The following is a 26,888-nucleotide window of genomic DNA, read 5'->3' on the forward strand; positions in this document are numbered from 1 at the left end:
TTCTACCGATTGCGGAGGAGCGTGGGCCGATGGCGGCGAGCACGTACCAGCTCACCCACCTGCGTGCCCTCGAAGCCGAAGCGGTGCACATCATCCGCGAGGTGGCGGCCACCTTCGAGCGGCCGGTGCTGCTGTTCTCCGGCGGCAAGGACTCCGTGGTCATGCTGTACCTGGCGACCCGCGCGTTCTGGCCCGCCCCGCTCCCCTTCGGCGTGCTGCACGTGGACACCGGGCACAACTTCGACGAGGTGCTCGAGTTCCGCGACCGTGCCACGGCCGAGCTCGGCGTGCGGCTGACCGTGGCCAAGGTGCAGGACGACATCGACGCCGGGCGCATCGCGGACGAGCCCAGCCGCAATCGCCTGCAGACCACGACCCTCCTGCGGGCGATCGCCGAGAACCGGTACGACGCGGTGTTCGGCGGCGCCCGCCGTGACGAAGAGAAGGCCCGCGCGAAGGAACGCGTGTTCAGCTTCCGCGACGAATTCGGCCAGTGGGACCCGCGCAACCAGCGTCCCGAGCTGTGGAACCTCTACAACGGCAGGCATCGACGCGGCGAGCACATCCGCGTGTTCCCCCTGTCCAACTGGACCGAACTGGACATCTGGCAGTACATCGCCGACGAGCGGATCGAGCTGCCGCCGCTCTACTACGCGCACCGGCGCACGATCTTCCAGCGCGACGGCATGCTGCTCGCGGTCAACCCGCACCTGAGCCCGAACCCGGACGAGCAACCGTACGAAGCGCTGGTGCGCTTCCGCACGGTCGGCGACGCGACCTGCACCGGTTGCGTGGCCTCCACCGCCGCGACACCCGAGGCGGTGGTCGCCGAGGTGGCCGCCAGCCGCGTCACCGAACGCGGTGCCACCCGCGCCGACGACCGGATTTCCGAGGCAGGCATGGAAGACCGCAAGCGGGAGGGGTACTTCTGATGAGTACCGAACTGCTCCGCATCGCCACCGCGGGCAGCGTGGACGACGGCAAGTCCACGCTCATCGGGCGGCTGCTGTTCGACTCCAAGGCCCTGTTCACCGACCAGCTCGCCGCGGTCGAACGCACCAGCCGCGAACGCGGCGAGGACCAGCCGAACCTGGCGCTGCTCACCGACGGCCTGCGCGCGGAACGCGAACAGGGCATCACCATCGACGTGGCCCACCGCTACTTCGCCACGCCGCGGCGGAAGTTCATCATCGCGGACACCCCGGGCCACATCCAGTACACCCGCAACATGGTCACCGGCGCGTCCACCGCGGACCTCGCGCTGATCCTGGTCGACGCCAGGAAAGGCATCCTCGAGCAGTCACGGCGCCATGCGTTTCTGGCTTCGCTACTGGGGATTCCGCACCTCGTGCTGTGCGTGAACAAGATGGACCTGGTCGGCTGGTCGCGCGAGCGGTTCGACGAACTGCGCACCGAATTCGGCCGGTTCGCCACCAAACTCGATGTGCACGACCTCACCTTCATCCCGCTGTCCGCGCTCACCGGCGACAACGTGGTGCACCGCGGCACGGCGATGCCCTGGTACGAAGGCACTTCGCTGCTGCACCAGCTCGAAGAGGTGCACGTCGCCTCGGACCGCAACCTGATCGACGCCCGGCTGCCGGTGCAGTACGTGATCAAGCGCCAGCAGGAAACCGGCTACTTCCGCGGTTACGCGGGCACGATCGCGGGCGGGGTCTTCAAGCCCGGTGACGAGGTGCTCGTGCTGCCGTCGCGCACGAGGACCACCATCACGGCGATCTCCGGCCCCGGCGGTGAACCGCTGACCGAGGCGTTCCCACCGCAGGCGGTGACCGTGCAGCTCGACGGGCAGCTCGACGTCGGCCGCGGTGACCTGATCTGCCGCCCGCGCAACCAGCCGCACGTCAGCCAGGAGCTGGACGCGATGGTCTGCTGGCTGACCGGCGGCGCCGAGCTGACCGAGGGCACGAAGTACGTCATCCGGCACACCACCCGCAGCACCAGGGCACTCGTGCGCTCGGTGGACTACCGCCTGGACATCACCACGCTGCACCGCGAGGAACACGCGGATTCCCTGTCCCTCAACGAGATCGGCCGGATCAGCCTGCGCACGCAGGAACCGCTGCTCTTCGACGAGTACCGCCGCAACCGCGCCACCGGCGGCTTCATCCTGATCGACGAGCAGTCCGGCGCCACCGTCGCCGCGGGCACGATCCTCGCGCCGGGCGGCACGGCCGACGTGGTCTGGCAGGCCACCGCGGTCGCCAGGGAGGAACGCGGCACGCGTGGCGCCACGATCTGGCTGACCGGGCTGTCCGGCTCCGGCAAGTCCACCGTGGCGGTGGAGCTCGAACGGCAGCTGATCGACGCCGGCCGTCCCGCCTACCTGCTCGACGGCGACAACCTGCGGACCGGCGTCAACGCCGGGCTCGGGTTCAGCGCCGAGGACCGCGCGGAGAACGTGCGGCGCACGGGCGAGGTGGCGAAGCTGTTCGCCGACGCCGGGGTGGTCGCCGTGGTCTCGCTGATCAGCCCGTACACCGCCGACCGGGCGAAGGTGCGCGCCGCGCACGAACTGGCCGAGCTGCCGTTCCTGGAGATTTTCGTCGACACCCCGCTGGAGATCTGCGAGGACCGCGACCCGAAGGGCATGTACGCCAAGGCTCGCGCGGGCCTGATCAGCGGTTTCACCGGCATCGACGACCCGTACGAGGCCCCGGCCGAACCCGATCTCGTGTTGCGGCCGGAGGACGGCGATCCGGCCGCGATGGCCGCGCAGGTGCTCGCGCTGCTGCGGTAACCAGCGCTTCCCTTGCTATGTTCGACCGCAGGAGGTCGACGATGATCAAGGGCGCTGCCCTGCGCACCCGGGTCGCCGCGATGCCGGGGGTGCGCCGGTTGCGCCGTCCCGTCGGTGACGGGCGTTCGTTCGACCTGCACTACGTCCGGGCCGGGCCGCCGGGCGACTGCCCGCTGCTGATCATCCCGGGCGGCCCCGGGCTGGCGTCGGTCCTGCCGTACCACCACCTGCGCAAGGAGGCTGCGGCTCGCGGTCTCGACGTGGTGATGGTCGAGCACCGCGGCGTCGGGCTGTCGCGCACCGACGACGACGGCGCCGATCTGCCGTTCTCCGCGCTGACCGTCGAGCAGGTGGTCGACGACCTGGCCGCCGTGCTCGACGACTGCGGGGTGCGGCGCGCGGTGGTCTACGGCTCGTCGTACGGGACCTACCTCGCGCAGGGGCTCGGTGTGCGGCACCCGGGCCGGGTGCAGTCGATGGTGCTCGACTCGCCGATGCTGTCGGCGCACGACGACCACGCCCAGCGGACCGCGTTGCGCGCGCTGTACCTGGACGGTCCGCTCGCCGGACTGATCGACTCCGGGGTGGTGGCGGCCGAGGAGACCGGACAGGTGCTCCAGGTGGTGCACGAGTTCGGCGGGCCGCGGCAGGTCGACCGGCTGCTGCGGCTGATGGCAGGCGGGCGCGGTGAGCGCGTGTGGCGGTGGCTGGTCGGGCTCGGCGAACTGGAGACGGCCAAGGTCAACCGGTTCGTGATGGAGTTCGACCTGGTGGGGGTGATCGCCTTCGCCGAACTCGGCTTCACGCCGAAGCCCGACGGCAGGCCGCTCGACGTGAACCTCTACTACGGCGACCTCGCGGCGGCGTACCCGCCGTTCCGCGGGGAGCCGTTCGACCTGACCAACGCCCTGCGCCGGTTCCACTGGCCGGTGGCGGTGCTCTCCGGCGACCACGACATCCGCACGCCGCGCTCGATCGCCCAGCGCGTCGCCGCGCTGGCACCGGACGGGGTGCTGGTGCCGCTGACCGGAACCGGGCACAGCGCACTCGACACGCACCGGCTCGCCGCGCTGACCACCGCGCGGATCGTCGTCGGCGGCAGGCACCGGGAGCTGCCGAGGCTGGCCCCGCGGCTCGCCGACCTGCCGCGCCGCGGGCCGGGCAAGGTGCTCAGCAGCCTGCTCACCGCCCGGCTCGCCCTCGGCCGGTTCGTCTCACTCTGAGCAGCTCGATCCTATGATCGGTCCGTGGAGCTGCGCGAGATCGAGATCTTCCTGACGCTGGCCGAGGAACTGCACTTCGGGCGGACGGCCGAGCGGCTGCGGGTGTCGCAGGCGCGGGTCAGCCAGTCGATCCGGAAGGCGGAGCGGCAGATCGGCGCGCCACTGTTCGAGCGGACCAGCCGCCGGGTGGCACTGACCCCGATCGGCGCCCGGCTGCACGGCGACCTGCGCCCGGCGTACCGCCGCATCGAGGAGGGCCTGGCCCGCGCGAAGGCGGCCGGGCGCGGGGTCACCGGCGTGCTGCGACTGGGTTTCGAAGCTCCCGGCGTCGCGGACCTGATCTCGTCTACTTTGGACGAGTTCCGCACCGGGAATCCGGAGTGCGAGGTGCAGATCCGGGAGGCCGACTTCACCGATCCGTTCGGCAAGCTGCGGGACGGATCGGTGGACGCGCTGATCACCCTGCTCCCGGCAGGCGAACCCGGCGTGATCACCGGTCCGACCGTCTACAGTGAACACATGGTGCTGGCGGTCTCGTCGCGGCACCCCTTCGCTTCCCGGGAGTTCGTGACCCTTTCGGACCTGGCCCGCGACACCGTGCTGCGGGCCGCGCATCCGCCCGCGCCCTACTGGCAGGACGAGCCCTGGTACACCCCGGACGGCCATCCCGTGCGCCGCGGGGAGCCGGTGGGCACCTTCCAGGAACTGCTCTCCGCGGTGGCGACCGGCGCGGGCATCTGCCCGCTGGCCGCGCACGCCGCCGACTACTTCGGCAGGCCGTCGCTGCGGTTCCTCCCGTTCCGGGACGCACCGGCCGTGCACTGGGGCCTGGTGTGGCTCGCGTCCGGCGAAACCACGCGAATCCGCGCGCTGGCCGCGGCTTGCGCGTAACCGATCTTTTCGGGCGCTAATGAATCTTCACGGGTGTCAACCACCGGTCTTTCACAGTTTTAACGCGCCCGAAACCCACGGCCCGCGGCATCCTAGGCACGCCGCTGAAGCCCTGCTTAAGCCCGCCTGACCTGGCCTCTTGGCCGAGGTTGGTCACCCACAAGGCGTAGCGGGTACGTTACCGGGAAAAAACCACCGGAAAGTCGGTACTTCCGGGGAATCAATTCTGCTGTAGTCAACCGGTCACACTTCTCCTCCCCCTCCCCGCTTCCAGCGGTCACCGGAAGGAACGCCCGAATGAAGACCAGCAGGTGGGCCAGTCTGCTCAAAAAGTCCGCGATCGTCGTGGCCGGGGCCGCGACGGCATTCGGCCTCGCCACCGCGCCGGCGGTCGCCTCGCCTCCCACGCCGGACGGCGGCGTGCAGCCGACGGTGGTCGGCGGCACCAGGGCGGCGCAGGGCGAGTTCCCGTGGATGGTGCGGCTCTCCATGGGCTGCGGCGGGGCGCTGTACAAGCCGAACGTGGTGCTGACCGCGGCGCACTGCGTCAGCCGGACGGGCGCCAACACCAGCATCACCGCGACGCTCGGTGTGGTGGACCTGCAGAGCTCCAGCGCCATAAAGGTGAAGTCCACCTACGTGTACCGCTCGCCGACGTACCCGACGTCCACCGGTGGTGACTGGGCGCTGATCAAGCTGGCCTCGCCGGTGAACAACGTCCCGCTGCTGCCGATCGCGACGACCAACGCGTACAACAGCGGCACCTTCGACGTCGCCGGCTGGGGCGCCGCCACCCAGGGCGGGGCGCAGCAGCGGTACCTGCTCAAGGCCAAGGTCCCGTTCATCAGTGACACCCAGTGCCGCTCGGCCGGTGGCAGCTACTCCGGCCTGATCGACGCCGCCGAGATCTGCGCCGGCGTGTGGGCCACCGGTGGCACCGACACCTGCCAGGGCGACTCGGGCGGCCCGATGTTCCGCCGCGACAACAACAACGCGTGGATCCAGGTCGGCATCGTCAGCTGGGGCGAGGGTTGCGCACTGGCCAAGAAGCCGGGCGTCTACACCGAGGTGAGCACCTTCGCCTCCGCCATCGCCTCGGCCGCGAACAACATCTAACCCCTACGTCGGGTGTCACGAATGTGGCTTTCGAGACGTTCCACGTCCCGAAAGCCACATTCGTGACTTCACCCCCCACAAGGACCCCGGCACCCGAACGCAAAACTCAGCCACCCGAGCGCAGGTTTCGGCTGCACGAGTGAGGGTTTCGGCTGCACGAACGTGGAGTTCGGCTACCTGAACGTAGAACTCGGCTGCACGAGCGTCGACCTCAGCTGCTTCCGAGTCCCACACTCAGGCAGCCGAAGTCCACACTCAGGCACGCGAGTTCCACGTTCGGGCGCCTGAGTTCCACACTCAGGCAGCCGAAGTCCGCGTTCGGGCAGGCGAGCCCCACGCTCGGGAACCCGAACGCCACACCCGGGCGCCCGAGTCCCCACACTCCCGCAGCCGAGTTCCACGTTCGGGTAGCCGAAGTCCACACTCAGGCAGCTGAGTCCCACGTTGGGTGGGTGAGGGGCGCGTTGGGGCGGGTGGGTCAGCCTCGTTCTATTAGGTGGCCGATTACGTCGGGGCCGGGGTGGGGGGCGCCGGAGCCGTCTCGGCGGGGGTCGGGGTCGGGGAGTTCGACGGGCGAGCCGCTGTTCGAGGAGCCGGCGGGGCGCGAGCCGATCCAGCCGACGACCAGGCCGGTTTCGCCCTTCAGGAAGCGGTGGGCCCGCACGCCGGCCGTGGCCCGGCCCTTCGCCGGGTACTCCTCGAACGGGGTCACCTTCACGCTCTGCCCGGTCGCCGTGACCACCAGGGGCTCGCCGTGCTCGTTGTCGTCCGTGCGCACCGCGGCGAAGAACACCACCCGCGAGTCCGCGCCCACGTTGATCCCGGCCACGCCACCGCTCTTGAGTCCCTGCGGCCGCACCAGCGAAGCCGAGTACCGCAGCAGGGATGCCTGCGACGTCAGGAAAGCCAGCGTCTCGGACCCATCGGCAAGCCAGGTCGCGCCGACCACCTCGTCGCCGTCCTTGAGCGAGATCACCTCGAACTCGTCGGACCGCACGGGCCACTCCGGCGCGCAGATCTTCACCACGCCGTTGCGCGTGCCGAGCGCGAGACCCGGCGAACCGGCGGCTTGCTCGCCCAGCGGCGCCACGCCGATCACCCGTTCACCCTTCTCCAGCGGCACCAGTTCACTCGCCGCCATGCCCCCGCGCAGCGACACCGTGCCGACCTGTTCCGGCAGCACCGGCAACGGCAGCACGTCGGTCTTGAACGCCCGCCCCCGGCTGGTGACCAGCAGGATCTGCCCGCGCGCCGTCGAGTGCACCACGGCCGCGACCGCGTCATGCCGGGCGCGGCCGTTGCGCCGCCGTCCTTCGGAGACCTCCTCCGACTCGGCCGCCGTCCGCGCCACCAGGCCGGTGGCGGACAGGATCACCTGGCACGGGTCGTCGGCAACCTCCAGCGGCCCGGCCGGCTTCGAGGCGGCGAGCACCTCCTTGAGGTCACCGTCGATCAACGCGGTCCGCCGCTCGCTGGAGAACTCCTTGGCGATCTTGCCCAGCTCGGTGGAAACCACCTTCTTGAGCACGGCGTCGTCGTCGAGGATGAGGGTCAGCTCCGCGATCTCCTCGCGGAGCTTGTCCTGCTCGGCTTCCAGCTCCAGCCGGTCGTACTTGGTCAGCCGGCGCAGCGGCGTGTCCAGGATGTAGGTCGCCTGGATCTCGGACAGCTTGAACTGCGTCATCAGGCCGTCCTTGGCCTCCTGCGCGTTGTCGCTGTTCCGGATCAGCCGGATCACCTTGTCGATGTTCAGCAGCGCCTTGAGCAGGCCCTCGACCAGGTGCAGCCGTTCCTCGCGCTTGCGGCGGCGGTACTTCGTCCGCCGGGTGACCACCTCGTACCGGTGCGCCAGGAACACCTCCAGCAGCGCCTTCAGCCCGAGCGTGCGCGGCTGGCCGTCGACCAGCACCAGGTTGTTGATGCCGAACGACTGCTCCAGCGGCGTCAGCCGGTACAGGTCGGCGAGCAGCGCCTGCGGGTTCACCCCGACCTTGCACTCGATCACCAGCCGGGTGCCGTTCTCGCGGTCGGTCAGGTCCTTGACGTCGGCGATGCCGGTGAGCCGCTTGGACTTGTTGACCTCGTCGGTGATCTTCTCGATGATCCGCTCGGTGCCGACGCCGTAGGGCAGTTCGGTGACGGTGATCGCCTGGCGACCGCGGCTGCCCTCCAGCGGACCGGTCTCGACCTTGGCACGCATGCGCACCACGCCGCGGCCGGTTTCGTAGGCCTTGCGCACCTCGTCCAGGCCCAGCAGCATGCCGCCGGTGGGCAGGTCCGGCCCGGGCACGAACTCCATCAGCTTGTCGAGCGTGGCGTTCGGGTGGTTGATCAGCCAGCGCGCGGCGGTGATCACCTCGAACATGTTGTGCGGGATCATGTTCGTCGCCATGCCGACGGCGATCCCGGAGGTCCCGTTCACCAGCAGGTTCGGATACGCCGCGGGCAGCACCGACGGCTCGGCCAGCGAACCGTCGTAGTTGGGCCGGAAGTCGACGGTGTCCTCGCCGAGTTCGCCGACCAGCAGCATGGCCTCGCGCGACATCCGCGCCTCGGTGTACCGGCTCGCCGCCGGGCCGTCGTCCGGGCTGCCGAAGTTGCCGTGCCCGTCGACCAGCGGCACGTTCATCGAGAAGTCCTGCGCCATGCGGACCATCGCGTCGTAGATCGCGGTGTCGCCGTGCGGGTGGTACTTGCCCATCACGTCGCCGACCACGCGCGAGGACTTCACGTAGGCGTGCGTCGGGCGGTAGCCGTTCTCGCTCATCGAGAACAGGATGCGGCGGTGCACCGGCTTCAACCCGTCGCGCGCGTCGGGCAGCGCGCGCGAGTGGATGACCGAGTAGGCGTACTCCAGGTACGAGTCTTCGATCTCGGTCTTGACCGGGTTGTCGTAGACGTTCGCGCCTGCCCTGTCGAAGGCCGACGGGTCGATCTTGGTCGTGGTTCCCTTGCGGCGAGCCATTTCTCTCCTTGTAAATCCCCTCGGGGGACGCCCCCGGGCCCCCGGAAAAGACAGTGGGATCGACGCGAGTTACGCGTCGATGGCTTCCTGGTCGACCCGGTGCGAGGACTCGACGAGCCAGTTCCGGCGCGGTTCGACCTTCTCGCCCATCAGCAGTTCGAGCGCGGCTTCGGCGGCTTCGGCGTCGTCGAGGGTGATCCGGCGGACCGAGCGGGTGGCCGGGTTCATCGTGGTGTCCCACAGTTCGTCGGCGTCCATCTCGCCGAGCCCCTTGAACCGCGGCACCGGCGTGACGATCTGCTTGCCCGCCGCCTCCAGCCGCTTCACCGTGCTCTCCATCTCGCGCTGGGTGAAGGTGAAGATGGTCTCCGGGTTGCGGCCCTTGGTGACCACCTTGTGCAGCGGCGGCATCGCGGCGTAGAGCCTGCCGTCCTCGATCACCGGCCGCATGTACTTGGCGAACAGGGTGATCAGCAGCGTCCGGATGTGCGAACCGTCCACATCGGCGTCGGCCATCAGGATGACCCGGCCGTAGCGCATCGCGGGCAGGTCGAAGGTGCGCCCGGTACCGGCGCCGAGCACCTGCACGATCGAGGCGATCTCGGCGTTCTTCAGCGTGTCGCCGAGACTGGCCTTCTGCACGTTGAGGATCTTGCCGCGCAGAGGCAACAATGCTTGGTATTCGGACACTCTGGCCATTCGCGCCGAGCCGAGGGCGCTGTCGCCTTCCACGAGGAAGAGCTCGGCTCGGGAGACGCCGGTGGAGCGGCAGTCGACCAGTTTCGGCGGCATCGCGGCGCCTTCGAGCGCGGTTTTCCGGCGCGCGGCGTCCTTCTGCTGCTTCTGGGTCAGCCGCACGCGGGAGGCGTCGACGATCTTCTGCAGCACCGTCTTGGCTTCGGTCTTGGTGCGGCGGTCCTCGGTCCACGCCTTGATGTGGCGCTCCACCACACCCTGGATCACCTTCGTGATGCCCGCGGTGGACAGTTCGTCCTTGGTCTGCGAGGTGAACTGCGGTTCGGGCAGGCGCACGTGGACCACCGCGGTCATGCCCTCGAGCACGTCCTCGAGGGTCGGCGGGTCCTCCTTGGGCTTGAGCAGCCCGCGCGTCTTCGACACCGCCTCGTTGACCGACTTCACCACGGCGCGGTCGAAACCGCGCTTGTGCGTGCCGCCGTGCACGTTGCGGATGGTGTTGGTGAAGCACTCCACCGTGCGCTCGTAGCCGGTGCCCCAGCGCAGCGCCACCTCCACCTCGGCGCGGCGCTCCACTTTGGACTGCATCACGCCGTTCTCGTCGGCGGCGTTCTCGCGGTAGGTGCCCTCACCGGTGATCAGCAGCGTGCCGGAGACCGGCTTTTCGTTGTCCGGCGAGAGGAACTCGACCATGTCGCGGAGCCCGTCCGGGTAGTGGAAGGTCTCCTCGCTGATCGCGTCGTCCACCGCGGTGCGCAGCACGTAGGTGACCCCCGGCACCAGGAACGCGGTGTTGCGCAGCTTGTTCCGCACGCCTTCGGTGTCCAGCGCGGCGCCGTTCTCGAAGTAGCGCGTGTCGTACCAGTAGCGGGTCGAAGTGCCGGTGCGCTCGCCGCGCTTCATCTTGCCGGTGACCTGCAGGCCGGAGCGCGGGGTGAACTTCGCCTTCGGCCCCGGACCCTCGAACACGCCCGGTTTCCCGTGCGAGAACGACATCTGGTGCACCTTGCCGTCACGCTTGACGGTGACGTCGTACCGGTGCGACAGCGCGTTCACCGCCGAGGCGCCGACGCCGTGCAGGCCGCCGGAGGTCTTGTAGCCGGAGCCGCCGAACTTGCCGCCCGCGTGCAGCCGGGTGAGCACCAGCTCGACCCCGGACAGCCCGGACTTGGCGTGCACGCCGGTGGGGATGCCGCGGCCGTCGTCGTCGACCTGGACGCTGCCGTCGGCGTGCAGGGTGACCACGATCTTCGTGGCGTGCCCGGCCACCCCCTCGTCCGTGGAGTTGTCCACCACCTCGGCGAACAGGTGGTTGATACCACGGCTGTCGGTGGACCCGATGTACATGCCGGGCCGCTTCCGGACCGCTTCCAGACCCTCCAGGTGGGTGAGGTCGTCTGCCCCGTAGAGGGACTCAGCAGAAGCAGTCACAGGGTCGTTCTCCCAGCTCACGGCGTGCGAGGCACGCCTGATCTCGACATGCGGGGTGGCGCGCGGCGGCGACTCACCCCACTCGAGACTAGCGGGCACCCCCGACCATATGTTCGGTCAGAGGGTACCCGCGTGTCAGCCGGAGCGAGCCGAACTCACCCACGCACCGCGCGATGGTACTGCGAGAGCACCTCCCAGCGGGTCACCGCGCGGTCGAGGAACATCAGGCTGTCGAACCCGCAGTCGCACGGGTTCGCCTCCCGGTCGTCCTGCGGGAAGCTGCCGCCGATCTTGATGCCGCGGGGATCGGTCGGCGAGCTGACGTGCGGGCCGGGGCCCCCGAGCTGCCAGGGGTCACCCGGGGTGACGTAGAACCCGGGCAGCGGCCTGCCGTTGCGGTAGAGCGCCATCTCACCGGTGCCGAAGTCGAAGGTCGCGGCCAGGAAAACCCACTCGTCCGGGGGCAGGATGCTCCGCCAGTCCTCCCGGGCGGCGAAGGTCTGTGACGCTCCGCTGTCGAGTCGGCGACCGAGCGCGACCACCTTCAACTCGCCGTTAACCTGGATCAGCTCCAGCAGCGCCCGCACGCCGTGGCCGTCCGATGTGCCCGAGAGCACACCGGCGAGGCCGACGGCGTTGTAGAAGTCGCCGGGTGCCGGCGTGTTGGAGTTCGGTGCCGGGTTGTCCGCCGACATCCGGAACCAGCCCATCACGGTGGTCTCGCGCACCGCGTTGAACGCGCGCATGCTCGGCACCCCGGTCGGCGAGTAGAGCCCGGCCTTCCAGTCGTCGTTGCCCGGCGCTTCCGGCGTGACCTGCTTCGTCGTGAGGTGCGTCGCGCTGGCCGGGTGGGCACCGCCCGGCGTCCGCATCCGCTCGCCCCCGTTGACCAGGTCCAGCGTGGTGCCGGAGAAGCCCTGGTCCTGCTCGCGCCCCGGAGCCCCGGGCACCGGGTGCTCGAAGTCGTAGTAGGCGACGAGGTCGGGCTTGAGCGACGGCAGCACGTACTCGGAGGCCGCCGAGGCCGGGGTGGTCAGCGAGAGGCAGCCGAGCACCACGAGCGCACCCGCTACCGCCCGCCTAGACATGCTTCACTTCTACGATGCGCCAGATCTTGCCGTTCGCCTTGGCGAGGATGAACATCTCACCGGATTCCTGGACGCCGAAGCGCAGGTCGATCCGCTTGTCCCCGGCGAAGTCGGCCATCGTCTTCTCGGTGCCCGCGGTGTCGAACAACCGTAACTGGTGCATGGTGGCCAGCCTTCTGACTCCGTGCCGCATCTCGCCGGATTCGGTGTACCAGATGCGGCCGTCGACGAGGTCGCCGAACAGATATTTCCCTTGCAGGTCGGGAATGTCGCTGCCGCGGTAGACGAAACCACCGGCCACCGCGTGCCCGCTGTCGGCCCCGCACGGCAGGCCGGGCGGCGGGTCGTGGTCGTAGGCGGCGACGGGGTAGGTGTAGCGGTACTTCGCGTCGTCGGCGGGCAGCGGGTAGAGGTTGCACTTGTCGGATCGCTTGAACACGAATGGGCCTTCGCGCTCGCCCCAGCCGAGGTTGTCGCCTTCGCGCACGTCGTAGATGGACTCGATCTCGTGCTCGCCGATGCTGCCGACGTAGAGCCGGTTGCGGCCGCCGGTGTCGAAGCTGAACCGGTGCGGGTCGCGGAAACCGTAGGCGTAGATCTCGCCGAGCGCACCCGGTTGACCGACGAACGGGTTCACCGGCGGGATGCCGTACTTGCCGTTCGCGCTGTCGGTGCCGCGTGGGTCGATGCGCAGAATCTTGCCCTGGGGCACGGCCAGGTTCTGCGGGTCGTCGCTGCTCACCCCGCGTCCGCCGTCCCCGACGGCCAGGTAGAGCAGGCCGTAGTCCTCGGCTCCTGGCTTCGCCACCGGGTTGAAGCCGATCTGCTGGATCGCGTGGATGTAGCTCATGAACCCGATCCGCAGCATTTCCCGTTTGGTACCGCGGAAAACCGGTGCGGTGGGATCGTCGGCGGTCCACTCGGTGACCACGCTGTGGATGACCGTGTTCGGCTGCGGCCAGAGGTCCGGCGGCTTGGTGGTCAGCGCGGCGTCCGCCTCGGTGTGGGTGGTGTAGAACCGGCCGTTCCTGGCGAATTCCGGGTCGAACGCGACGAAGCCGAAGCCGCTGCCCAGGCCGCGGTGGGACCAGAAGTCCGGTTCGAAGGTGTTCCCCACGTCCAGGTACACCTGGGGCACGCCGTCCTGCAGCAGGTACATCCTGCCGTTGAGGTCGGGCACGTACAGCCGCCCGGAGCCGTCGGGGACCTCGCCGACGTAGTTGATCCTGGCGTGGCGCCGCATCCGGGCGTCCGGGGTCGGCGGCACCGCCTCGGTCTTCGGCATCTGGACCACTTCTTCGAGCACCAGGCCGAAATCGGCGAGGGCCGGGTCCTCCGGGAACGGGTCGGTGATCGGGTCGTCCTGCTGCGCGAGCGCGGGCGGCGCGGTCAGCAGCAGCACCGTGAACACGGTGAGCAACCAGCGCGCGGGCCTCGAACTTCCGCTCATCAGCTACCTCCCACGACGTCGTGAAAGCGCTTTCAAAGACCAGCGGAAGCTGACATTACCCAGCGGGGCCCGGTCAGGGCAAGGATGGGCCGCCGAGCTGTCCGATTGCGGACACCGGTCTACTTCGGACTGTCCGCCAGCGCTTCGTCCCAACCGGACCCGGCGGCGAGCAGCGCCCGCCACTGGCGCACGGACTTGGCGCGGCGCACCCCGAGCACCCCGGTCAGCCGGTTTCCCCTGCGGTACAAGGCGACGAACTCACGATCGGCGATCGCGCCCTCGACCACCCTGACCTCGTCCGCCCCGCGCAGCAGGCCGAAGGCGACGATCTTGGTGTCGTACTGGTCGGACCAGAAGTAGGGCACCGGGGTGAACGGCTCGCCCGCCTGCCCCAGCAGCGCCTTGGCCACGTACAGGCCCTGTTCGGTCGCGTTCGTGCGGTGTTCCAGGCGGACCCGGACCCCGGCCCGCTCGTGGAACCACGACGCGACGTCCCCGGCGGCGTACACCCCGGGTGCGGCCGAACAGTGGGCGTCGCACTCGATGCCGTCACCGAGCGTGAGCCCGGACCCGGCCAGCCAGCCGGTGGCCGGCACCGAGCCGATCGCCACGACCGCCAGGTCGCAGCGCAGTTCCGTACCGTCCGCGAGCACCACGGCTTCGACCGTGCCCGCGTTCACCTTGAAGTCGCGGACCGCGGCGGCCGGCCCGGTGTGCAGGTGGACGCCGTGCTCGCGGTGCAGCCCGGCGACGAATTCGCCGACCGCCGTGCCCACCGCGATGCCGAGCGGCACGGGCTCCGGCTCGACCAGCCACACCTCGGCACCCAGCGTGCGGGCGGCAGCGGCGATCTCGGTGCCCAGGAAGCCCGCACCGATCACCACGAGCCGTGAGCCGGGAGCCAGTTCGGCACGCAGCGCGAGGGAGTCCTCGAGCGTGCGCAGCGTCCTCAGGCCACGCAGGCCGCCGGTCCCCGGGAACGGCCGCGGCACGACGCCGGTGGCGAGCACCAGCTGCTCGTAGGGCAGCACGCTGCCGTCGGTCAGCGCCAGTTGCCTCGTGGCAGTGTCCAGCCCGGCCGCCGGGGTGCCCAGGCGCAGGTCGAGGCCGAGTTCGGTGGCCTTGTCGGGCCGGCACAACCGGATGCGGTCGGCCTCCCACGACCCGGTGAGCACCTGCTTGGACAGCGGCGGGCGGTCGTAGGGCAGTTCCGGTTCGGCGCCCACCAGGGTGAGCGCCCCGTCGTAGCCGTTGCGGCGGAGTCCCTCGGCCGTGGCGAAACCGGCGGCCGAGGCGCCGACAACGACAACGCTCACTCGGTGACTTCGATCGTGGCGGTCGGGCAGACCGAAGCCGCTTCGCGGACCGCCTGGTGCTGCTCGGGAGCCGGCGACTCCTGCAGCACGATGACCAGGCCTTCTTCGTCGTCCTGGTCGAACACGTCGGGTGCGGCGAGCACACACTGGCCCGCGCCACAGCAGCGGTCGCGGTCGATCGTGATCTTCATCGGCGCCTCCGTCCTCCTCGGGAGAACCATTGTTTCCACCGGAACGTCGCAACATTCCCAGTGTCGGGTTCGGGTCACACGCTATCGCGGATCGGGTTGTCCCGGCGTGAGTGCCCGCGGTGGCGACCACTCGGGGGTCCACGGCCGCGGCCCGGCCCGCTCGTGGAGCCTGCGCAGGAACCCGAGCACCCCGGCGGCGCCGCCCGCCCAGCTCCCGTCACCGGGCAACAGCGGCTTGTCGTAGCCGCCGCCGGACCGGAGGAGGACCAGTTCGGCGACCCGGGCGGCCCCGGCCCAGAACTCGTCGTCCCCGGTGGCCAGCGCGACGTCGACCAGCGTTTCGCCGATCCCCGCCAGGCCGTGGGACTGGCACACCGACGGCACGCGCGGTGCCGCGCTCAGGCAGGCCCGCGCCCCCTCCTTGGCCAGGTCCAGGTAGCGGGTGTCGCCGTAGGCCCGCGCGGCCGCCAGCAGCGGCGGGATGAGCCCGGCCATGCCCTCCCACCAGGTGGCGGCCCTCGCGGGCGCGGTCCGGCGGCGCAGCACCCTGGTCCGCTCGGCCACCTCGGCGCGCAGCAGGCCGAACAGCCGGATGGCGGCCGAGCCGGTGGCGGGATCACCGGTGGCGCGGTGGTGGGCGAGCAGGAAGGTGGCGATCCCGGCGTGCCCCCTGGCGTACCCGCGCTCGGTGCCGGTGTCGGTCAGGAGCAGGCGGGCGCACTCGTCGGCGATGGTGAAGTTCTCCGAGCGCTCGGCCACGGACTGCAGCAGCAGGTGGCCGATGCCGATACCGGCCGCGCCGTGCACGTAGTCCTGGCCTTCGTCCGCGGCCAGTTCGAGCGTCGGCTGGGGCAGTCCGGCGGTGGCCAGGAACAACGCGGTGCCGGTGCGGCCGGAGAACAGTCCGTTCGGCGGGGGCGCCGGTGGCGGGCGCTCGACGGTCCGGCGCGCCAGCTCGCGCGCGACGGCCTCCCCGCCGGGGTGGTGGAGCAGCTCCATGCCGATCCCGGCGGTCCCGCGGTGGACGTTGGTGGCCAGCGGCTCGGTCTCGACCAGTTCCTCGGCGTGCCGCACGCATTCGGCCACGGTGAAGTCGATGGCCGATTCGAGCAGTTCCGGGGTGATCTCCGGCCCGTCGGAAGTCCACCGGGGCGCGCGACGACGCCGGCCCGCGCGGACGCCGGCGACCGCGGCGGTGCGCTGCGCCGGATCGAGGCTGAGCAGTCGCGGCACCAGGCCGCCGGACTCGACGCGCCGGTAGGCCAGCAGCGTGCGGTCGAGGTTGCGCAGCGGATCGGGGTCGGCGGTGACCGGGTCCAGGCCGGTCGCGGCGAAGAACAGGGTGGCGCCGAGGGAGAAGTAGTCGTCCTCGGGCACGGCCGCGCGATCGGTGCACTGGTCCGGCACGCTGTAGCCGGGCGTCCAGCCGGGCAGCTGGTACCCGTCGTAGCGGCTGGTGCCGAAGTCGACCAGCGTGCACCCGCGGTCGCCGAGCACCACGTTCTTCGGGGACAGGTCGCGGACGACCACCCCGCGGGCGTGCACGGCGTCGAGCACGCCGACCAGGTGCGCGGCCAGCGGCCCGACGCGGCGGACGGGCCCGGCCTCGGCGAGGCTCCGGTCCCCCGCGTCGGTGGTGACCAGGTACTCGTTCTCGTCGATGCGGAAGTGGTCGAGCAGGCTCGGCACCCCGTCGACGCCCGCGAGCGCCTGCAGCACCCGGCGTTCGTTGCGCAACTGCCAGCGCAGGTCGATGCCCTCGTCGTCCTCCCCGACGAACGCGCGGGCTCGTTTGACCACCACGGGGTCACCGGACACCCCCAGGGCCCGGTAGACGTTCCCGTGCGGGCCGGAGACCACGCGGTAGCGGCCGATCCGCCCGGTTTCGGCGACCGGATCGGCGCGGGGGAACGGGTCGTGCGCCCACGGCGGTGAACCGGCCGCCTCCGGCACCACCTCCCCGCCCGGCCCGCGCACCACCGCTTCGAACTCGCCGTACTCGTCCACCCGGAACTGCGGGGTGAACGAGCCGAAGCGGTAGTACACCGGGGCGTCCGGCCGGAACCGGCGTGCCCCGGTGACTTCGGGGGCGGCCAGTCCGGTGAGCGCCGTGGCCAGGTCCGCGATCAGCCGGACGGCCACCTCGTCGGCGGCGTGCACGGTCAGCGCGTGGCCGGTGGCCGAATCGCCCGCGTTCAGCTCGCGCAGCACGCGCGCCGACCGCACCACGGAGAATTCGCATTCCGCGGCGAGCAGGACCGGCAACACCAGTTCGACGGTCTGCCCGAGCGTCACCGGCCGGGCGGACACGTGGATCTTCCAGCCCTGCAACGGGATCCGGGTGCCAGGCGCACGGACCGAGGCCCACTTCCCGTGCACTGCGAGCTGCCGGCCCTCGGTGATTTCCCCGAGCCGGTCGAGCACTTCGTCTGCCATTTTCGCGCACTGACCCCCTTCCCCGAAATTCCCGCACATCGGGCATTTCGCGTCCAGGCGCCGAACGGTCCAACACCGCTTTGACGAATAACACTGGTGTGGGTCAGGAACTCGCCGGGCGCAGGTGGCGCAGTGCGGTGAGCACCAGCGCGATGAGGACCAGCGCGAGCGCGCCGCTGACCATCGCCGCGGCCTGGAAACCCGTGGTGAAGGCGGTTTCGGCCTCGTCGAGCAGGGCGGCCGCCTGGCCGGGTGGCAGCTCGGCCGCTGTGGTGAGGGCGCCGCCGATGGTGTCTTCGGCACCCGGCGTGACGACTTCTCCCCGGTACACGGCCACGGCGACGCTGCCGGTGACCGCGATGCCCAGCGCCAGCCCGAGGTCGTAGGCGGTCTGGCCGGTGGCGGCCGCCGCGCCCGCCTTCTCCGGTGGAGCCGCGCTGACCGCGAGCGAGGTGCCGAGCACGGTGATCGGCGCGACGCCGAACATCACCACGGTGAGCCCGAAAGCCGCCACCGCCACCCCGGAGGCCACCGCCATCGCGGCCAGGCCGAGCAACGCCACCGCCAGGCCCGCCGCGATCACGTAGGCGGGCCGGAGCCGGGCGGCGAGCACCGGTGTCAGCTGCGAACCCACGATCAGCCCGGCGGCACCGGGCAGCAGCCACAACGCGGTTTCCATCGGCGACAGCCCGGTCACGAACTGCAGGTACTGCGGCACCAGGTATTCGACCCCGTTGAGCGCCATCAGCCCGAGCAGCAGCACCACCAGCGCGGTGGCGAACGTGCGATCGGCGAACAACCGCAGGTCCAGCAGCGGCGCCGCCGAACTCCGCTGACGGCGGGCGAACCACCAGCCGAACGCGACGCCGGTCACGAGCGCCCCCAACACAATCCATTGTGGACCATGTTCGGCGAGCCGTTTGACGCCATAGACCACCGGCAGCACGGCGGCCAGGAACAACACCACGCTCAGCGGGTCGAGCCGCCCGGCACCGGGATCGCGGTACTCCGGCAGCAGCACCGGCGCGGCGACCAGTGCCAGCACCATGATCGGCACGCCCATCAGGAACACCGAGCCCCACCAGAAGTGCTCGAGCAGCACCCCGCCTGCCACCGGCCCGAGCGCCACCCCGGCCGACAACGCGGTGACCCACATGGCGATCGCCGTCGCCCGCTGACGCGGATCGGTGAACAGGTGGCTGATCAGGGCCAGCGTCGACGGCAGCACCGCCGCCCCGGCCACCCCGAGCACCGCGCGGGCGGCGATCAGCAGTTCCGGCGAATTCGCGTAGGCGGCCAGCAGGGAGGCCGCGATGAAGCCCGCCGAACCGGCCAGGAGCAGCCTGCGGCGGCCGAGCCGGTCGCCGAGCGTGCCCATGACGACCAGGAACCCGGCGGTCATGAAGCCGTAGATGTCGGTGATCCAGAGCAGTTGCCCGCTGCTGGGGCGCAGGTCGGCGGTCAGGTGCGGGGTGGCCAGCCACAGCACCCCGAGGTCGGCCGTCATCAGGGTGACCGGGAGCAGCAGCAGCGCCAAGCCCGCCCACTGCTTCACCCCGGCCCGTTCGTCCTTTTCGGACAGTGCGGTCCCGGTCATGGTCAGATCCCCAGCCCGGAGCCGCCGCTGGCGTCGAGCACCTGACCGGTGATCCACCGGGCTTGCTCGGAGGCGAGGAAACCGACCACCTCGGCGACGTCGTCGGGCCGGCCGACGCGGTCGAACACGGAGAATTTGGCTGCCACGGCCTTCGCCACCGGATCGGCCATCCACGGGTGGATGTCGGTCTCGATGGTTCCCGGGGCGACCGCGTTGACGGTGATCCCGCGGGCGCCGAGGTCCTGCGCGAGGGTGAAGGTGAGCGCCTCCAGCGCGCCCTTGGTCGCCGCGTAGGCGGTCATCGCCGGGAAGGCCACCTTGGTGACGCCGGAGGAGATCGTCACGATCCGGCCGCCGTCGCGCAGGCGGTCCAGGCCGTGCTTGATGAGGAAGAACGGCGCCTTCACGTTGACCGCGAACACCCGGTCGTAGCTCGCCTCGTCCACCTCGTGGATGCGGCCGTTGGCGGACACCCCGGCGTTGAGCACCAGCACGTCCACCCCGGGGCGCTCGGCGAACTCCCCGATCCGCTCGTCGAAGGCGGCCCACAACGCCTCGGCGTCCCCCTGCACGCCCAGTTCGGCGCGCAGGGTGAAGGCCACCCCGCCGTCTTCCTCGATCAGCGCGACGGTCTGCTTGGCCGCCGCCTCGTCACTGCCGTAGTGCACGGCGACCACCGCGCCGTCGCGGACCAGGCGGCGCGCGATGGCCCGCCCGATGCCCCGGCTGCCCCCGGTGACCAGTGCTGTTCTGGCTGTCCTGGCTGTCCTGTTCATGTTCGCTCCCATCTCGGTTGATGGGACCGAGCCTGCGCGGCGGCCGTGTCGGAATCGTGTCGGTTAGCGTGTCGGCGTGCGCTTCGGAGTGCTGGGCCCGCTGGCGGTGTGGACGGACGGCGGCGAGCCGGTGCCGGTGCCGGAGTCGAAGGTGCGCGCGCTGCTGGCCCTCCTGCTCGTCCACAAGGGACGGGTGGTGTCGCGGGAAACCCTGCTGGACGGGCTGTGGGGCGAACGGCTGCCCGCCGATCCGGGTGGCGCGCTGCGGCTCAAGGTCTCGCGCCTGCGGCAGGCGCTCGCGGCGGGCGAGCCGGGAGGGAAGGAGCTGGTGCTTTCCCGTTCGCCGGGTTACCTGCTGCGGGCCGGGTCGGTGGACGCCGAGCGGTTCCGCGCGCTGCACGCCCGCGCTCGCGACACCGCCGACCTGCGGGCACGGGCGGAGTTGCTGGAGGAAGCGCTGGGGCTGTGGCGCGGTCCCGCGTTCGCCGATTTCGACGAGCCGTTCGCCACTGCGGCGATCACCGAACTGACCGAAGCGCGGCTGCTCGCCGTCGAAGACCACCTCGAAGTCCGGCTGGACCTCGGTGAGCAGGTGCTCGGCGAGGTGGCCGGGCTGGTGGCCGAGCACCCTTTGCGGCAGCGCCTGCGGGCGGTCCGGATGCGTGCGCTGTACCGGGCGGGACGGCAGAGCGAAGCCCTCGACACCTACACCGACCTGCGCGAACGCCTCGCCGACGAGCTCGGCCTCGATCCGTCCCCGGAGCTGGCCGAGCTGCACCAGGCGATCCTGCGGCAGGACCGCGTGCTGGCGGTGACGCCGGATCCACTGCCCGCGCCGCTGACCGGACTGGTCGGCCGGGACCGCGCGCTGACCGAGGTCGGCGCGCTGCTGTCGGCGTCGCGGCTGGTCACACTCACCGGGCCGGGCGGGGTCGGCAAGACCCGGCTCGCGGTGGAGGTGGCCCGGCGGCAGGCGTTCCCGGACGGGGTGTGGCTGGTCGAACTGGCGGGAGCCACCGAGGTCGCCGGGGTCACCTCGGCCGCGCTGGGGCTGGCCGAGCTGCCGCCGGTCGCGGGCGGGCCGGTGGATCCGGCCGGGCGGCTGGCCGCCGCGCTGCGGGGCAATCGCCTGCTCCTGGTGTTCGACAACTGCGAGCACGTGGTCGGCCCGGTCGCCGAGTTGACCGAACGGCTGCTGCGGACCGCGCCCGGCCTGCGGGTGCTGACCACCACGCAGGAGCCGCTGGGCATCACCGGTGAACAGCTGTGGCCGGTGCCGCCGCTCGACGAGGACGCGGCCGTGCGGTTGTTCACCGCCCGCGCGCCCGGGTTCACGCTGACCGGCGAGAACGCCCCCACGGTCCGTCGCATCTGCCGTCGGCTGGACGGCATCCCGCTCGCGCTGGAACTCGCGGCGGCACGGGTGCGGGCGATCGGGGTGGCCGAGCTGGCGGCGCGCCTGGACGACCGGTTCCGGCTGCTGACCGCCGGTCGCCGGGACGCGCCCGCGCGGCAGAAGACGCTGCGGGCGGTGATCGACTGGAGCTGGGAGCTGCTGTCCGAGCCGGAGCGCGCGGTGTTGCGCCGGCTGGCGGTGCACGCGGACGGCTGCACGCTGGAGGCCGCCGAAGCCGTCTGCGGGGGTGACGGGCTGGACGTGCTGGACGTGCTCGCCCGGCTGGTCGACCGGTCGCTGGTCGTGGTGGTCGAGACGGCGGCCGGGGTGCGGTACCGGCTGCTGGAGACGGTCAAGGCGTACGGGCTGGAGCGGCTGCGCGAAGCCGGTGAGGACGTCCGCGAGCGGCACCGGCGGTACTACGCGGACCTGGCCGCCCGCGCCGAGCCACACCTGCGCGGGCACGGGCAGCGGCACTGGCTCGAAGTGCTCGACGCGGAGACCGCGAACCTCCGTGCGGCACTGGAGACCACCCCCGAGGCATCGGACCTGCCGATTTCCCTCGCCTGGTACTGGTTCCTGCGCGGCAGGCTCACCGAAGCCGTGCGTGCCTTCGAACTGGCCTCACCGACCCCGGAGGTCTCAGCGTGGCTGACGGGCTTCCGGCTGCTGCTCGGGCACGCCGTGGAGTTCGAAGCCGTCGCCGACGCGCGGTTGTGCTGGTTCCTCGCCTACGCGCACCGGGGTTTCGGCGACCTGCCGACCACCGCGAAGCTGAACGACCAGGCGCTCGCCGACCTCCGCGCGCAGCGGGATCGCTGGGGTACGGCCGCGGCGCTGAGCCTGCGGGCGACCCTGAGCCGCGCCCACGGTGACCTGGCCGACGCCGAGCGGGACGCCGAAGCCGCCGACGCGTTGTTCCGCGAGCTGGGCGATCGCTGGGGCCTGCTGAAGGCGACCAACAGCCTCGCCGAACTGGCCGAGATCGCCGGTGACTACCCGAAGGCCAAGCGCCTGCACGAGGAAGGTTTCCGGTGGGCGGAGGAACTGGGGCTCTTCGACGACGCGAGCTTCCGGCTGTCCGGGCTCGGCCGGATCTCCCTGCTGCAACGGGACCACGCCCAGGCCGCGGACTACCACCGGCGCGCGATGCGGCTGGCCGTGCGGCAGTCCAACGTGGTCGCCGAGGAGTTCGCGGAGATCGGGCTGGCGCTCGGCGCCCGGCGGCAGGGCGACCTGGACGCCGCCGAGCAGCACCTGCGCCGCTGGGTCGACTGGCTCCGGCAGGTCGACGGGGAACCGGGGCTCGCGCTGGTGCTCGCCGAACTCGGGTTCGTCGCCGAACAACGCGGTGACGCGGCCGCGGCGCTGGCCCTGCACACCGACGGCCTGGCCGCCGCGCACCGCATCGGCGACCCACGCGCGGTCGCACTGGCGCTGGAGGGCCTCGCCGGGGCCGCCGCGATCGGCGGTGACCGCGCCGAAGCCCGGCGGCTGCTGGCGGAGGCGGAAGGGTTGCGCGAGTCGGTCGGCGCCCCGCTCCCGGCGGCGGAACGGCTGGACGTCGACCGGATCCGCGCGGTGCTCGGCGGGTGATGTGGTCCAATCAGCCCATGTCACGGAAGAACCGGGCGTGCCCCTGCGGCACGGGTGAGCCCTACGCGCGGTGCTGCGGCCGCCTGCACCGCGGTGAGGCGACCGCGGCGACGGCCGAACAGCTCATGCGCTCGCGGTTCAGCGCGTTCGCCGTCGCCGACGAGGAGTACCTGCTGCGGACCTGGCACCCGGACACCCGTCCGCCGTCGATCGAGTTCGACCCCGCGCAGCGGTGGACCTCGCTGGAGATCGTCGGCCGCACCGGCGGCGGATTGCTGCACCGCGAGGGCACCGTGGAATTCGTGGCGCGCTACCGGATCGGCGGGCAGGACGGCGAGATGCGGGAGAACAGCCGATTCCTGCGTGACGGCGAGCAGTGGCTGTACCTGACCGCACTCGGCACCCGCTGAACGTGAACAGAATTCGTCACTACCTCTTCGAGTGAAAACCCCCGGCGGCCCGCGTGGATTCCCGTTCCGTGGCAATACGGTAAAAATCGGACACCACGGTCGGGACGGGAGGCGGACATGTCGCCGAGCACGGCGCCGGAGAACGCGACGGGCGTGGAAGCGCCGGAGGACGACGACGGCATCAGGGACTTCCGCCTGCGCTGGACGCTGACCGGGTCGAGCGGGGGCAGCGTCGAGTTCGAACTCGCCGGGCTGGTCAGCCTCTACAACGACAACCACAGCTACCTGATCGACGGCAGGCTGCGCATTCTCGGCGGGCACGCCTACTACCGCGAGATCGGCAATCCGCGCATGTTCGTCCGGCGCGACGGGTGCGAGGCCAGCGGGCGCCAATGGGGCTGGGACATAGTCAGCCAGAAACGCACCTGTGAAAAACTGTGCACGATGGAAACGTATTTCCAGCGCATCGGTTATTGGGCACCGTCCGACCGCAGCATCCTGCTCGCCATCGGTGCCGAACAGGGCTGGTCCAAGCGCACGCGGTTCAGCCGGCCGGTCGAAGTCCGGATGTGCTGAAAGCACGCAAGATCGAAGAAGCCCTCGGTGACCGGCGGTGCACCATGAGTAGGTGCACGCGGTTGGGGTCGGGAGTGGGTGGCTTCGGGGCGTGCTTCGCCGTGCTCCTTTGTCAGGATCGGCTGGAGCTCGTTGGAGGAGGCCGGCCAGATGACCATGAGCGCCAGACTGCGGTCCGGGATGCGCGTGATCGAGCACTGGGCGGCCGACGCGTACCAGGCGGAGAAGAACGCGCTGTACACCGCGCTGTTCACCGTGCTGGACGGCTCGGTGTTCCGCACCTACGAGATCATCGATGACGACGAACGGGCCGAGGAGTTCTACGTCCGGGTCCGGCCGAAGCTGCTGATGAAGATCCGGCTGCACCACTTCGACTCGTTCGGCGTGGTGTTCATCGGCACGCCCGAGGACGCCGGGCTGCCCGAGACACCCCCCGGCGCGGCAGGCGAGCCCGAGGCCCCACCGGCCGCGGCTTAGCCCGAACCGACGCCGCGACAATGGGCCGAATGGCCTAGTCGCGCTGGCCCCCGGATGAGAATTTCACATTCTCGCATGACGGCCAATCGGAGGGATAACCGACTCCTTGACAGCCCCCTGACCATGTGAAACTCTTTGTTTCGGTTGATAAATGGGGCGTTCTTCGCCGGGAATTGCGAGGAGTAATTAAAATGGAGTCACCGGAAAACCCGGAATTTCCCGGCCTCGATGTTTCAGGCCGTGTTCGAGCGCGTGACATTCAAATGGCGGGCGTCGCGGACGTCGGCCGCCGGGTGCTGATGATCACCGGCGCGATCGACACCACCGACCACGACGTCTCGGTCACGGTGAACCTGCCGGAGCCGGGTCGGTGGCAGATCATCAAGTCCGAGACCAACCTGACCGACAAGACCTGGGTGGCCATGCAGGTCACCACCGACGAGGACTCGGTCATCGTCAACGACGCCGACACCATGCTGATGTCGCGCCAGTTCGCGAAGAGCTTCATGACCCCGGACCAGCGGCGGGTGACCTTCTACGACGGTGAGGTCCGCCCCGGCGAAGCGGTGCTGAAGGTCTACACGCTGGAGACCGGCGGCACGAACCCCGCCTACGCGTACTCCCGGTACAGCCCCATCGCCACCGACAGCGCCGAGAAGTCGGCCGAGACGCTGGACGGCCTGATCACCAACGGCATGCCGCAGCGCCAGGTCGTCGAGCTGATCGTGCCCGTGACCATCGTCGGGTGACGAGTGCCGACCCTCTTCGTCCCGGAGCCACACCTCCTGGACTCCCCCCGCGGCCGTGACTGGCCGCTGCCGACCGCTCTCGGCGGTGCGGCGAGGCTGGACGAGCCTCCCCGCACCGCCGACGCGGTGATCGTCGGCGCCGGCCCGGCCGGCCTGGCGGTCGCCGCCGCACTCTGGCACCACGGAGTGCGCGACGTCGTCCTCTTCGACCGGGGAACGCGCCCGTGCGGGCAGTTCTTCGACCGGGTGGACACCCTCGGGCAGCGAGTGCTGCGTTCCCCCTACGAGCACCACCCCGGCGCGGAGGGTTACCGCGACTGCGAGCTGCTGGACTTCGCGCGGCTGAACTGGGCGCGGCTGACCCCGGTGGAACGCCGGGAGGTCCGGATGTCTCAGGCCGGGCACCGCTCCGTGGTGCCGATCGACGTGTTCGAGGCCTACTGCCGCCAGGTCGCCTCGACCCACGGGGTGACCGAACGGACCTGGCAGGCCAACGTGCACGCGGTGCTGCCGGGGCGGAACTCGGTCACCGTGTGCGCGGGCGAGCACGAGGTGTCGGCGCGGTTCGTGGTGCTGTGCACCGGCGAAGAGCGGCGGCAGGCCCCCGGCGGCTGGTGGCCGGGGCTGGAGACGCCCCAGGGTGTCCGCTACTGGGACGAGCGGGCGCCGGAAGGGGTCGAAGAGCTGGTCGTGGTCGGCGCGGGGTTGTCGGCCGCGCACCTGATCTCGAACGGGCTCGCCGAGGGCGCGAAGGTGCACTGGGTGCTGCGGGAGACCGGCGAGCGCTACCAGTGCGCGGACGTGAACTCGTCGTTCTTCCGCCCGGAGGGCCGCAACCGGTTCGACAGCGTGTCCTGGGAGGACCGCCTCGGCCTGATGCGCATGTTCCGGCGGGCGTCGGTGATGTTCGAGTTCCGCCCGGGATTGCAGCGGGCGGAGGCCGAAGGCAGGCTGGTCGTGCACCGGGGGCAACAGGTCACCGGGGTGCGCACCGGCGAAGTACGGCTGGCCGGCGGCACCGCGGTGCACGGCGACCACGTCGCGCTGGCGCTGGGCACGGTCCCGTGGATCGGCGACCAGCTGCTGCCCGAAGAGGCGGTCGGCGAACGCAACGGCTGGCCGGACCTCGACGAGCGCTCGCTCGCGTACTGCCGGGCCCCGCGGGTGTTCGCGGTCGGCGCGGCGGCGGGCATGGTGCTCGGCCCGGCGGCGCGCAACATCGACGGCCACCGCGTGGCCACCGCCCGGGTCGCGGCCGCGGTCGCGCACGGGGTGCAGCGCGGCGAGCCGTTGCCGTCGGTGAAGGCGGTCGCCGGTGTCTAGCGGGCACGACACGCGGTTCTCGCTGCCGTCGGTGGACGGCTCGGCGTCGGCGGAGGTCGGCGTCATCCTGATGGGGCTGGACGCCCGGCGCCTGCTCGCCGGGCTCGGGCTCGCCTCCCTGTTCGACGATCCGGGCCAGGTCACCCTCGCCGTCGACCACGCCAGGCACGACGCGCCACTGCAGTTCTCCTTCGACGGCCTGGTGGCCACCGGCACCACCCGCTGGCTGGCCGCCCGCGACACCCTGGCCGCCGCCGGCGGCCCGGCCCCGGACGCCGCCTCGCTGCGGCTGGCCTGGGAGCAAACCCTGCGGCTGCTGAACGACTGCGACCTCGGCGACGCGGGCCCGGCCACCGTGGCCTACCTGGCGGCCTGCTGGCTGCGACGCGAGGAAATCGACCGCCACTCTCACTAGGGGTTCATG

The 26,888-nt window shown here is 70.9% G+C and carries 21 protein-coding genes; 12 read left to right on the top strand and 9 right to left on the bottom strand.

The features are described 5' to 3' along the window. Nucleotides 1-29: 29 nt before the first annotated feature. The 5 genes from cysD to L3Q67_RS04045 all read left to right on the top strand — a co-directional run bounded on the left by cysD (nucleotide 30) and on the right by L3Q67_RS04045 (nucleotide 5,991). The gene (gene cysD / locus L3Q67_RS04025; protein WP_499188253.1) at nucleotides 30-932 is read left to right on the top strand and encodes a sulfate adenylyltransferase subunit CysD; all 903 of its coding nucleotides are present in this window, start codon (nucleotides 30-32) and stop codon (nucleotides 930-932) included. Continuing rightward, a complete protein-coding gene (gene cysC / locus L3Q67_RS04030) occupies nucleotides 932-2,761 on the top strand; it encodes a bifunctional sulfate adenylyltransferase subunit 1/adenylyl-sulfate kinase (RefSeq protein WP_499188254.1) in 1,830 nt (609 codons plus the stop codon). Before cysD ends, cysC begins: the two co-directional genes overlap by 1 nt. Nucleotides 2,762-2,802: 41 nt before the next feature. After that, nucleotides 2,803-3,984 carry an alpha/beta fold hydrolase gene (locus L3Q67_RS04035; RefSeq protein ID WP_499188255.1) on the top strand — a complete coding sequence of 394 codons (1,182 nt, stop codon included), beginning with the start codon at nucleotides 2,803-2,805 and terminating at the stop codon, nucleotides 3,982-3,984. Nucleotides 3,985-4,008: 24 nt separating this feature from the next. Further along, nucleotides 4,009-4,875 (top strand): LysR family transcriptional regulator, encoded by an 867-nt coding sequence (locus L3Q67_RS04040; protein ID WP_499188256.1) that lies wholly within the window; start codon nucleotides 4,009-4,011, stop codon nucleotides 4,873-4,875. A gap of 297 nt (nucleotides 4,876-5,172) precedes the next feature. Beyond that, on the top strand, nucleotides 5,173-5,991 hold the full coding sequence (locus L3Q67_RS04045) for a S1 family peptidase (RefSeq protein WP_499188257.1): 819 nt from the start codon (nucleotides 5,173-5,175) through the stop codon (nucleotides 5,989-5,991). A 478-nt stretch (nucleotides 5,992-6,469) separates the two neighbouring features. On the opposite strand, the gene L3Q67_RS04050 is transcribed toward L3Q67_RS04045, so the two are convergent. From L3Q67_RS04050 to L3Q67_RS04090, 9 genes are all read right to left on the bottom strand, one after another. Next, complete coding sequence (locus L3Q67_RS04050) at nucleotides 6,470-8,956, bottom strand: DNA gyrase/topoisomerase IV subunit A (protein ID WP_499188258.1); 2,487 nt, start codon at nucleotides 8,954-8,956, stop codon at nucleotides 6,470-6,472. A 69-nt stretch (nucleotides 8,957-9,025) separates the two neighbouring features. Further along, a complete protein-coding gene (locus L3Q67_RS04055; protein ID WP_499188259.1) occupies nucleotides 9,026-11,083 on the bottom strand; it encodes a DNA gyrase/topoisomerase IV subunit B in 2,058 nt (685 codons plus the stop codon). 155 nt (nucleotides 11,084-11,238) lie between these two features. Further along, nucleotides 11,239-12,171, bottom strand: a complete 933-nt coding sequence (locus tag L3Q67_RS04060) for a LamG-like jellyroll fold domain-containing protein (protein ID WP_499188260.1) — start codon at nucleotides 12,169-12,171, stop codon at nucleotides 11,239-11,241. Continuing rightward, nucleotides 12,164-13,621: a PQQ-dependent sugar dehydrogenase gene (locus tag L3Q67_RS04065; protein WP_499188261.1), complete on the bottom strand. Its 1,458-nt coding sequence runs from the start codon at nucleotides 13,619-13,621 to the stop codon at nucleotides 12,164-12,166. The genes L3Q67_RS04060 and L3Q67_RS04065 overlap by 8 nt, the downstream gene beginning before the upstream one ends. Before the next feature lie 119 nt (nucleotides 13,622-13,740). Continuing rightward, nucleotides 13,741-14,937, bottom strand: coding sequence for an NAD(P)/FAD-dependent oxidoreductase (locus L3Q67_RS04070; protein ID WP_499188262.1), 1,197 nt, complete (start codon nucleotides 14,935-14,937; stop codon nucleotides 13,741-13,743). Further along, nucleotides 14,934-15,128, bottom strand: a complete 195-nt coding sequence (locus tag L3Q67_RS04075; RefSeq protein ID WP_209664567.1) for a ferredoxin — start codon at nucleotides 15,126-15,128, stop codon at nucleotides 14,934-14,936. Before L3Q67_RS04075 ends, L3Q67_RS04070 begins: the two co-directional genes overlap by 4 nt. A gap of 81 nt (nucleotides 15,129-15,209) precedes the next feature. Next, on the bottom strand, nucleotides 15,210-17,564 hold the full coding sequence (locus L3Q67_RS04080; RefSeq protein WP_499188263.1) for a class III lanthionine synthetase LanKC N-terminal domain-containing protein: 2,355 nt from the start codon (nucleotides 17,562-17,564) through the stop codon (nucleotides 15,210-15,212). Between the two features lie 103 nt (nucleotides 17,565-17,667). Continuing rightward, nucleotides 17,668-19,161, bottom strand: coding sequence for an MFS transporter (locus L3Q67_RS04085; protein ID WP_499188264.1), 1,494 nt, complete (start codon nucleotides 19,159-19,161; stop codon nucleotides 17,668-17,670). Between the two features lie 2 nt (nucleotides 19,162-19,163). Further along, on the bottom strand, nucleotides 19,164-19,937 hold the full coding sequence (locus tag L3Q67_RS04090; protein WP_499188265.1) for a Rossmann-fold NAD(P)-binding domain-containing protein: 774 nt from the start codon (nucleotides 19,935-19,937) through the stop codon (nucleotides 19,164-19,166). 76 nt (nucleotides 19,938-20,013) lie between these two features. On the opposite strand from L3Q67_RS04090, the gene L3Q67_RS04095 reads away from it, so the two are divergent. The 7 genes from L3Q67_RS04095 to L3Q67_RS04125 all read left to right on the top strand — a co-directional run bounded on the left by L3Q67_RS04095 (nucleotide 20,014) and on the right by L3Q67_RS04125 (nucleotide 26,879). Next, nucleotides 20,014-22,929 carry an AfsR/SARP family transcriptional regulator gene (locus L3Q67_RS04095; protein ID WP_499188266.1) on the top strand — a complete coding sequence of 972 codons (2,916 nt, stop codon included), beginning with the start codon at nucleotides 20,014-20,016 and terminating at the stop codon, nucleotides 22,927-22,929. Between the two features lie 17 nt (nucleotides 22,930-22,946). Next, nucleotides 22,947-23,339 carry a YchJ family protein gene (locus L3Q67_RS04100; protein ID WP_499188267.1) on the top strand — a complete coding sequence of 131 codons (393 nt, stop codon included), beginning with the start codon at nucleotides 22,947-22,949 and terminating at the stop codon, nucleotides 23,337-23,339. A gap of 117 nt (nucleotides 23,340-23,456) precedes the next feature. Continuing rightward, complete coding sequence (locus L3Q67_RS04105; RefSeq protein WP_499188268.1) at nucleotides 23,457-23,915, top strand: hypothetical protein; 459 nt, start codon at nucleotides 23,457-23,459, stop codon at nucleotides 23,913-23,915. 150 nt (nucleotides 23,916-24,065) lie between these two features. Next, nucleotides 24,066-24,392, top strand: a complete 327-nt coding sequence (locus tag L3Q67_RS04110) for a DUF6235 family protein (protein ID WP_499188269.1) — start codon at nucleotides 24,066-24,068, stop codon at nucleotides 24,390-24,392. Nucleotides 24,393-24,655: 263 nt separating this feature from the next. Next, nucleotides 24,656-25,141 (top strand): DUF6423 family protein, encoded by a 486-nt coding sequence (locus L3Q67_RS04115; protein WP_209664563.1) that lies wholly within the window; start codon nucleotides 24,656-24,658, stop codon nucleotides 25,139-25,141. 3 nt (nucleotides 25,142-25,144) lie between these two features. Continuing rightward, nucleotides 25,145-26,464 carry an NAD(P)/FAD-dependent oxidoreductase gene (locus tag L3Q67_RS04120; protein ID WP_499188270.1) on the top strand — a complete coding sequence of 440 codons (1,320 nt, stop codon included), beginning with the start codon at nucleotides 25,145-25,147 and terminating at the stop codon, nucleotides 26,462-26,464. Further along, on the top strand, nucleotides 26,457-26,879 hold the full coding sequence (locus L3Q67_RS04125) for a DUF6187 family protein (protein WP_499188271.1): 423 nt from the start codon (nucleotides 26,457-26,459) through the stop codon (nucleotides 26,877-26,879). The genes L3Q67_RS04120 and L3Q67_RS04125 overlap by 8 nt, the downstream gene beginning before the upstream one ends. The last annotated feature ends 9 nt before the right edge of the window (nucleotides 26,880-26,888 follow it).

Origin of the sequence: Saccharothrix sp. AJ9571, from assembly GCF_021725495.1 — a bacterium.
Classification (GTDB): Bacteria; Actinomycetota; Actinomycetes; order Mycobacteriales; family Pseudonocardiaceae; genus Amycolatopsis; species Amycolatopsis magusensis.

Bases quoted from the DNA above. Each gene is read 5' to 3' on its own strand.
- L3Q67_RS04080 (WP_499188263.1), bottom strand. From the start codon at position 17,564: ATGGCAGACGAAGTGCTCGACCGGCTCGGGGAAATCACCGAGGGCCGG.
- L3Q67_RS04100 (WP_499188267.1), top strand. From the start codon at position 22,947: ATGTCACGGAAGAACCGGGCGTGCCCCTGCGGCACGGGTGAGCCCTAC.
- cysC (WP_499188254.1), top strand. From the start codon at position 932: ATGAGTACCGAACTGCTCCGCATCGCCACCGCGGGCAGCGTGGACGAC.
- L3Q67_RS04075 (WP_209664567.1), bottom strand. From the start codon at position 15,128: ATGAAGATCACGATCGACCGCGACCGCTGCTGTGGCGCGGGCCAGTGT.
- L3Q67_RS04050 (WP_499188258.1), bottom strand. From the start codon at position 8,956: ATGGCTCGCCGCAAGGGAACCACGACCAAGATCGACCCGTCGGCCTTC.
- L3Q67_RS04045 (WP_499188257.1), top strand. From the start codon at position 5,173: ATGAAGACCAGCAGGTGGGCCAGTCTGCTCAAAAAGTCCGCGATCGTC.
- L3Q67_RS04060 (WP_499188260.1), bottom strand. From the start codon at position 12,171: ATGTCTAGGCGGGCGGTAGCGGGTGCGCTCGTGGTGCTCGGCTGCCTC.
- L3Q67_RS04115 (WP_209664563.1), top strand. From the start codon at position 24,656: ATGGCGGGCGTCGCGGACGTCGGCCGCCGGGTGCTGATGATCACCGGC.
- L3Q67_RS04085 (WP_499188264.1), bottom strand. From the start codon at position 19,161: ATGACCGGGACCGCACTGTCCGAAAAGGACGAACGGGCCGGGGTGAAG.
- cysD (WP_499188253.1), top strand. From the start codon at position 30: ATGGCGGCGAGCACGTACCAGCTCACCCACCTGCGTGCCCTCGAAGCC.
- L3Q67_RS04065 (WP_499188261.1), bottom strand. From the start codon at position 13,621: ATGAGCGGAAGTTCGAGGCCCGCGCGCTGGTTGCTCACCGTGTTCACG.
- L3Q67_RS04105 (WP_499188268.1), top strand. From the start codon at position 23,457: ATGTCGCCGAGCACGGCGCCGGAGAACGCGACGGGCGTGGAAGCGCCG.
- L3Q67_RS04035 (WP_499188255.1), top strand. From the start codon at position 2,803: ATGATCAAGGGCGCTGCCCTGCGCACCCGGGTCGCCGCGATGCCGGGG.
- L3Q67_RS04110 (WP_499188269.1), top strand. From the start codon at position 24,066: ATGACCATGAGCGCCAGACTGCGGTCCGGGATGCGCGTGATCGAGCAC.
- L3Q67_RS04090 (WP_499188265.1), bottom strand. From the start codon at position 19,937: ATGAACAGGACAGCCAGGACAGCCAGAACAGCACTGGTCACCGGGGGC.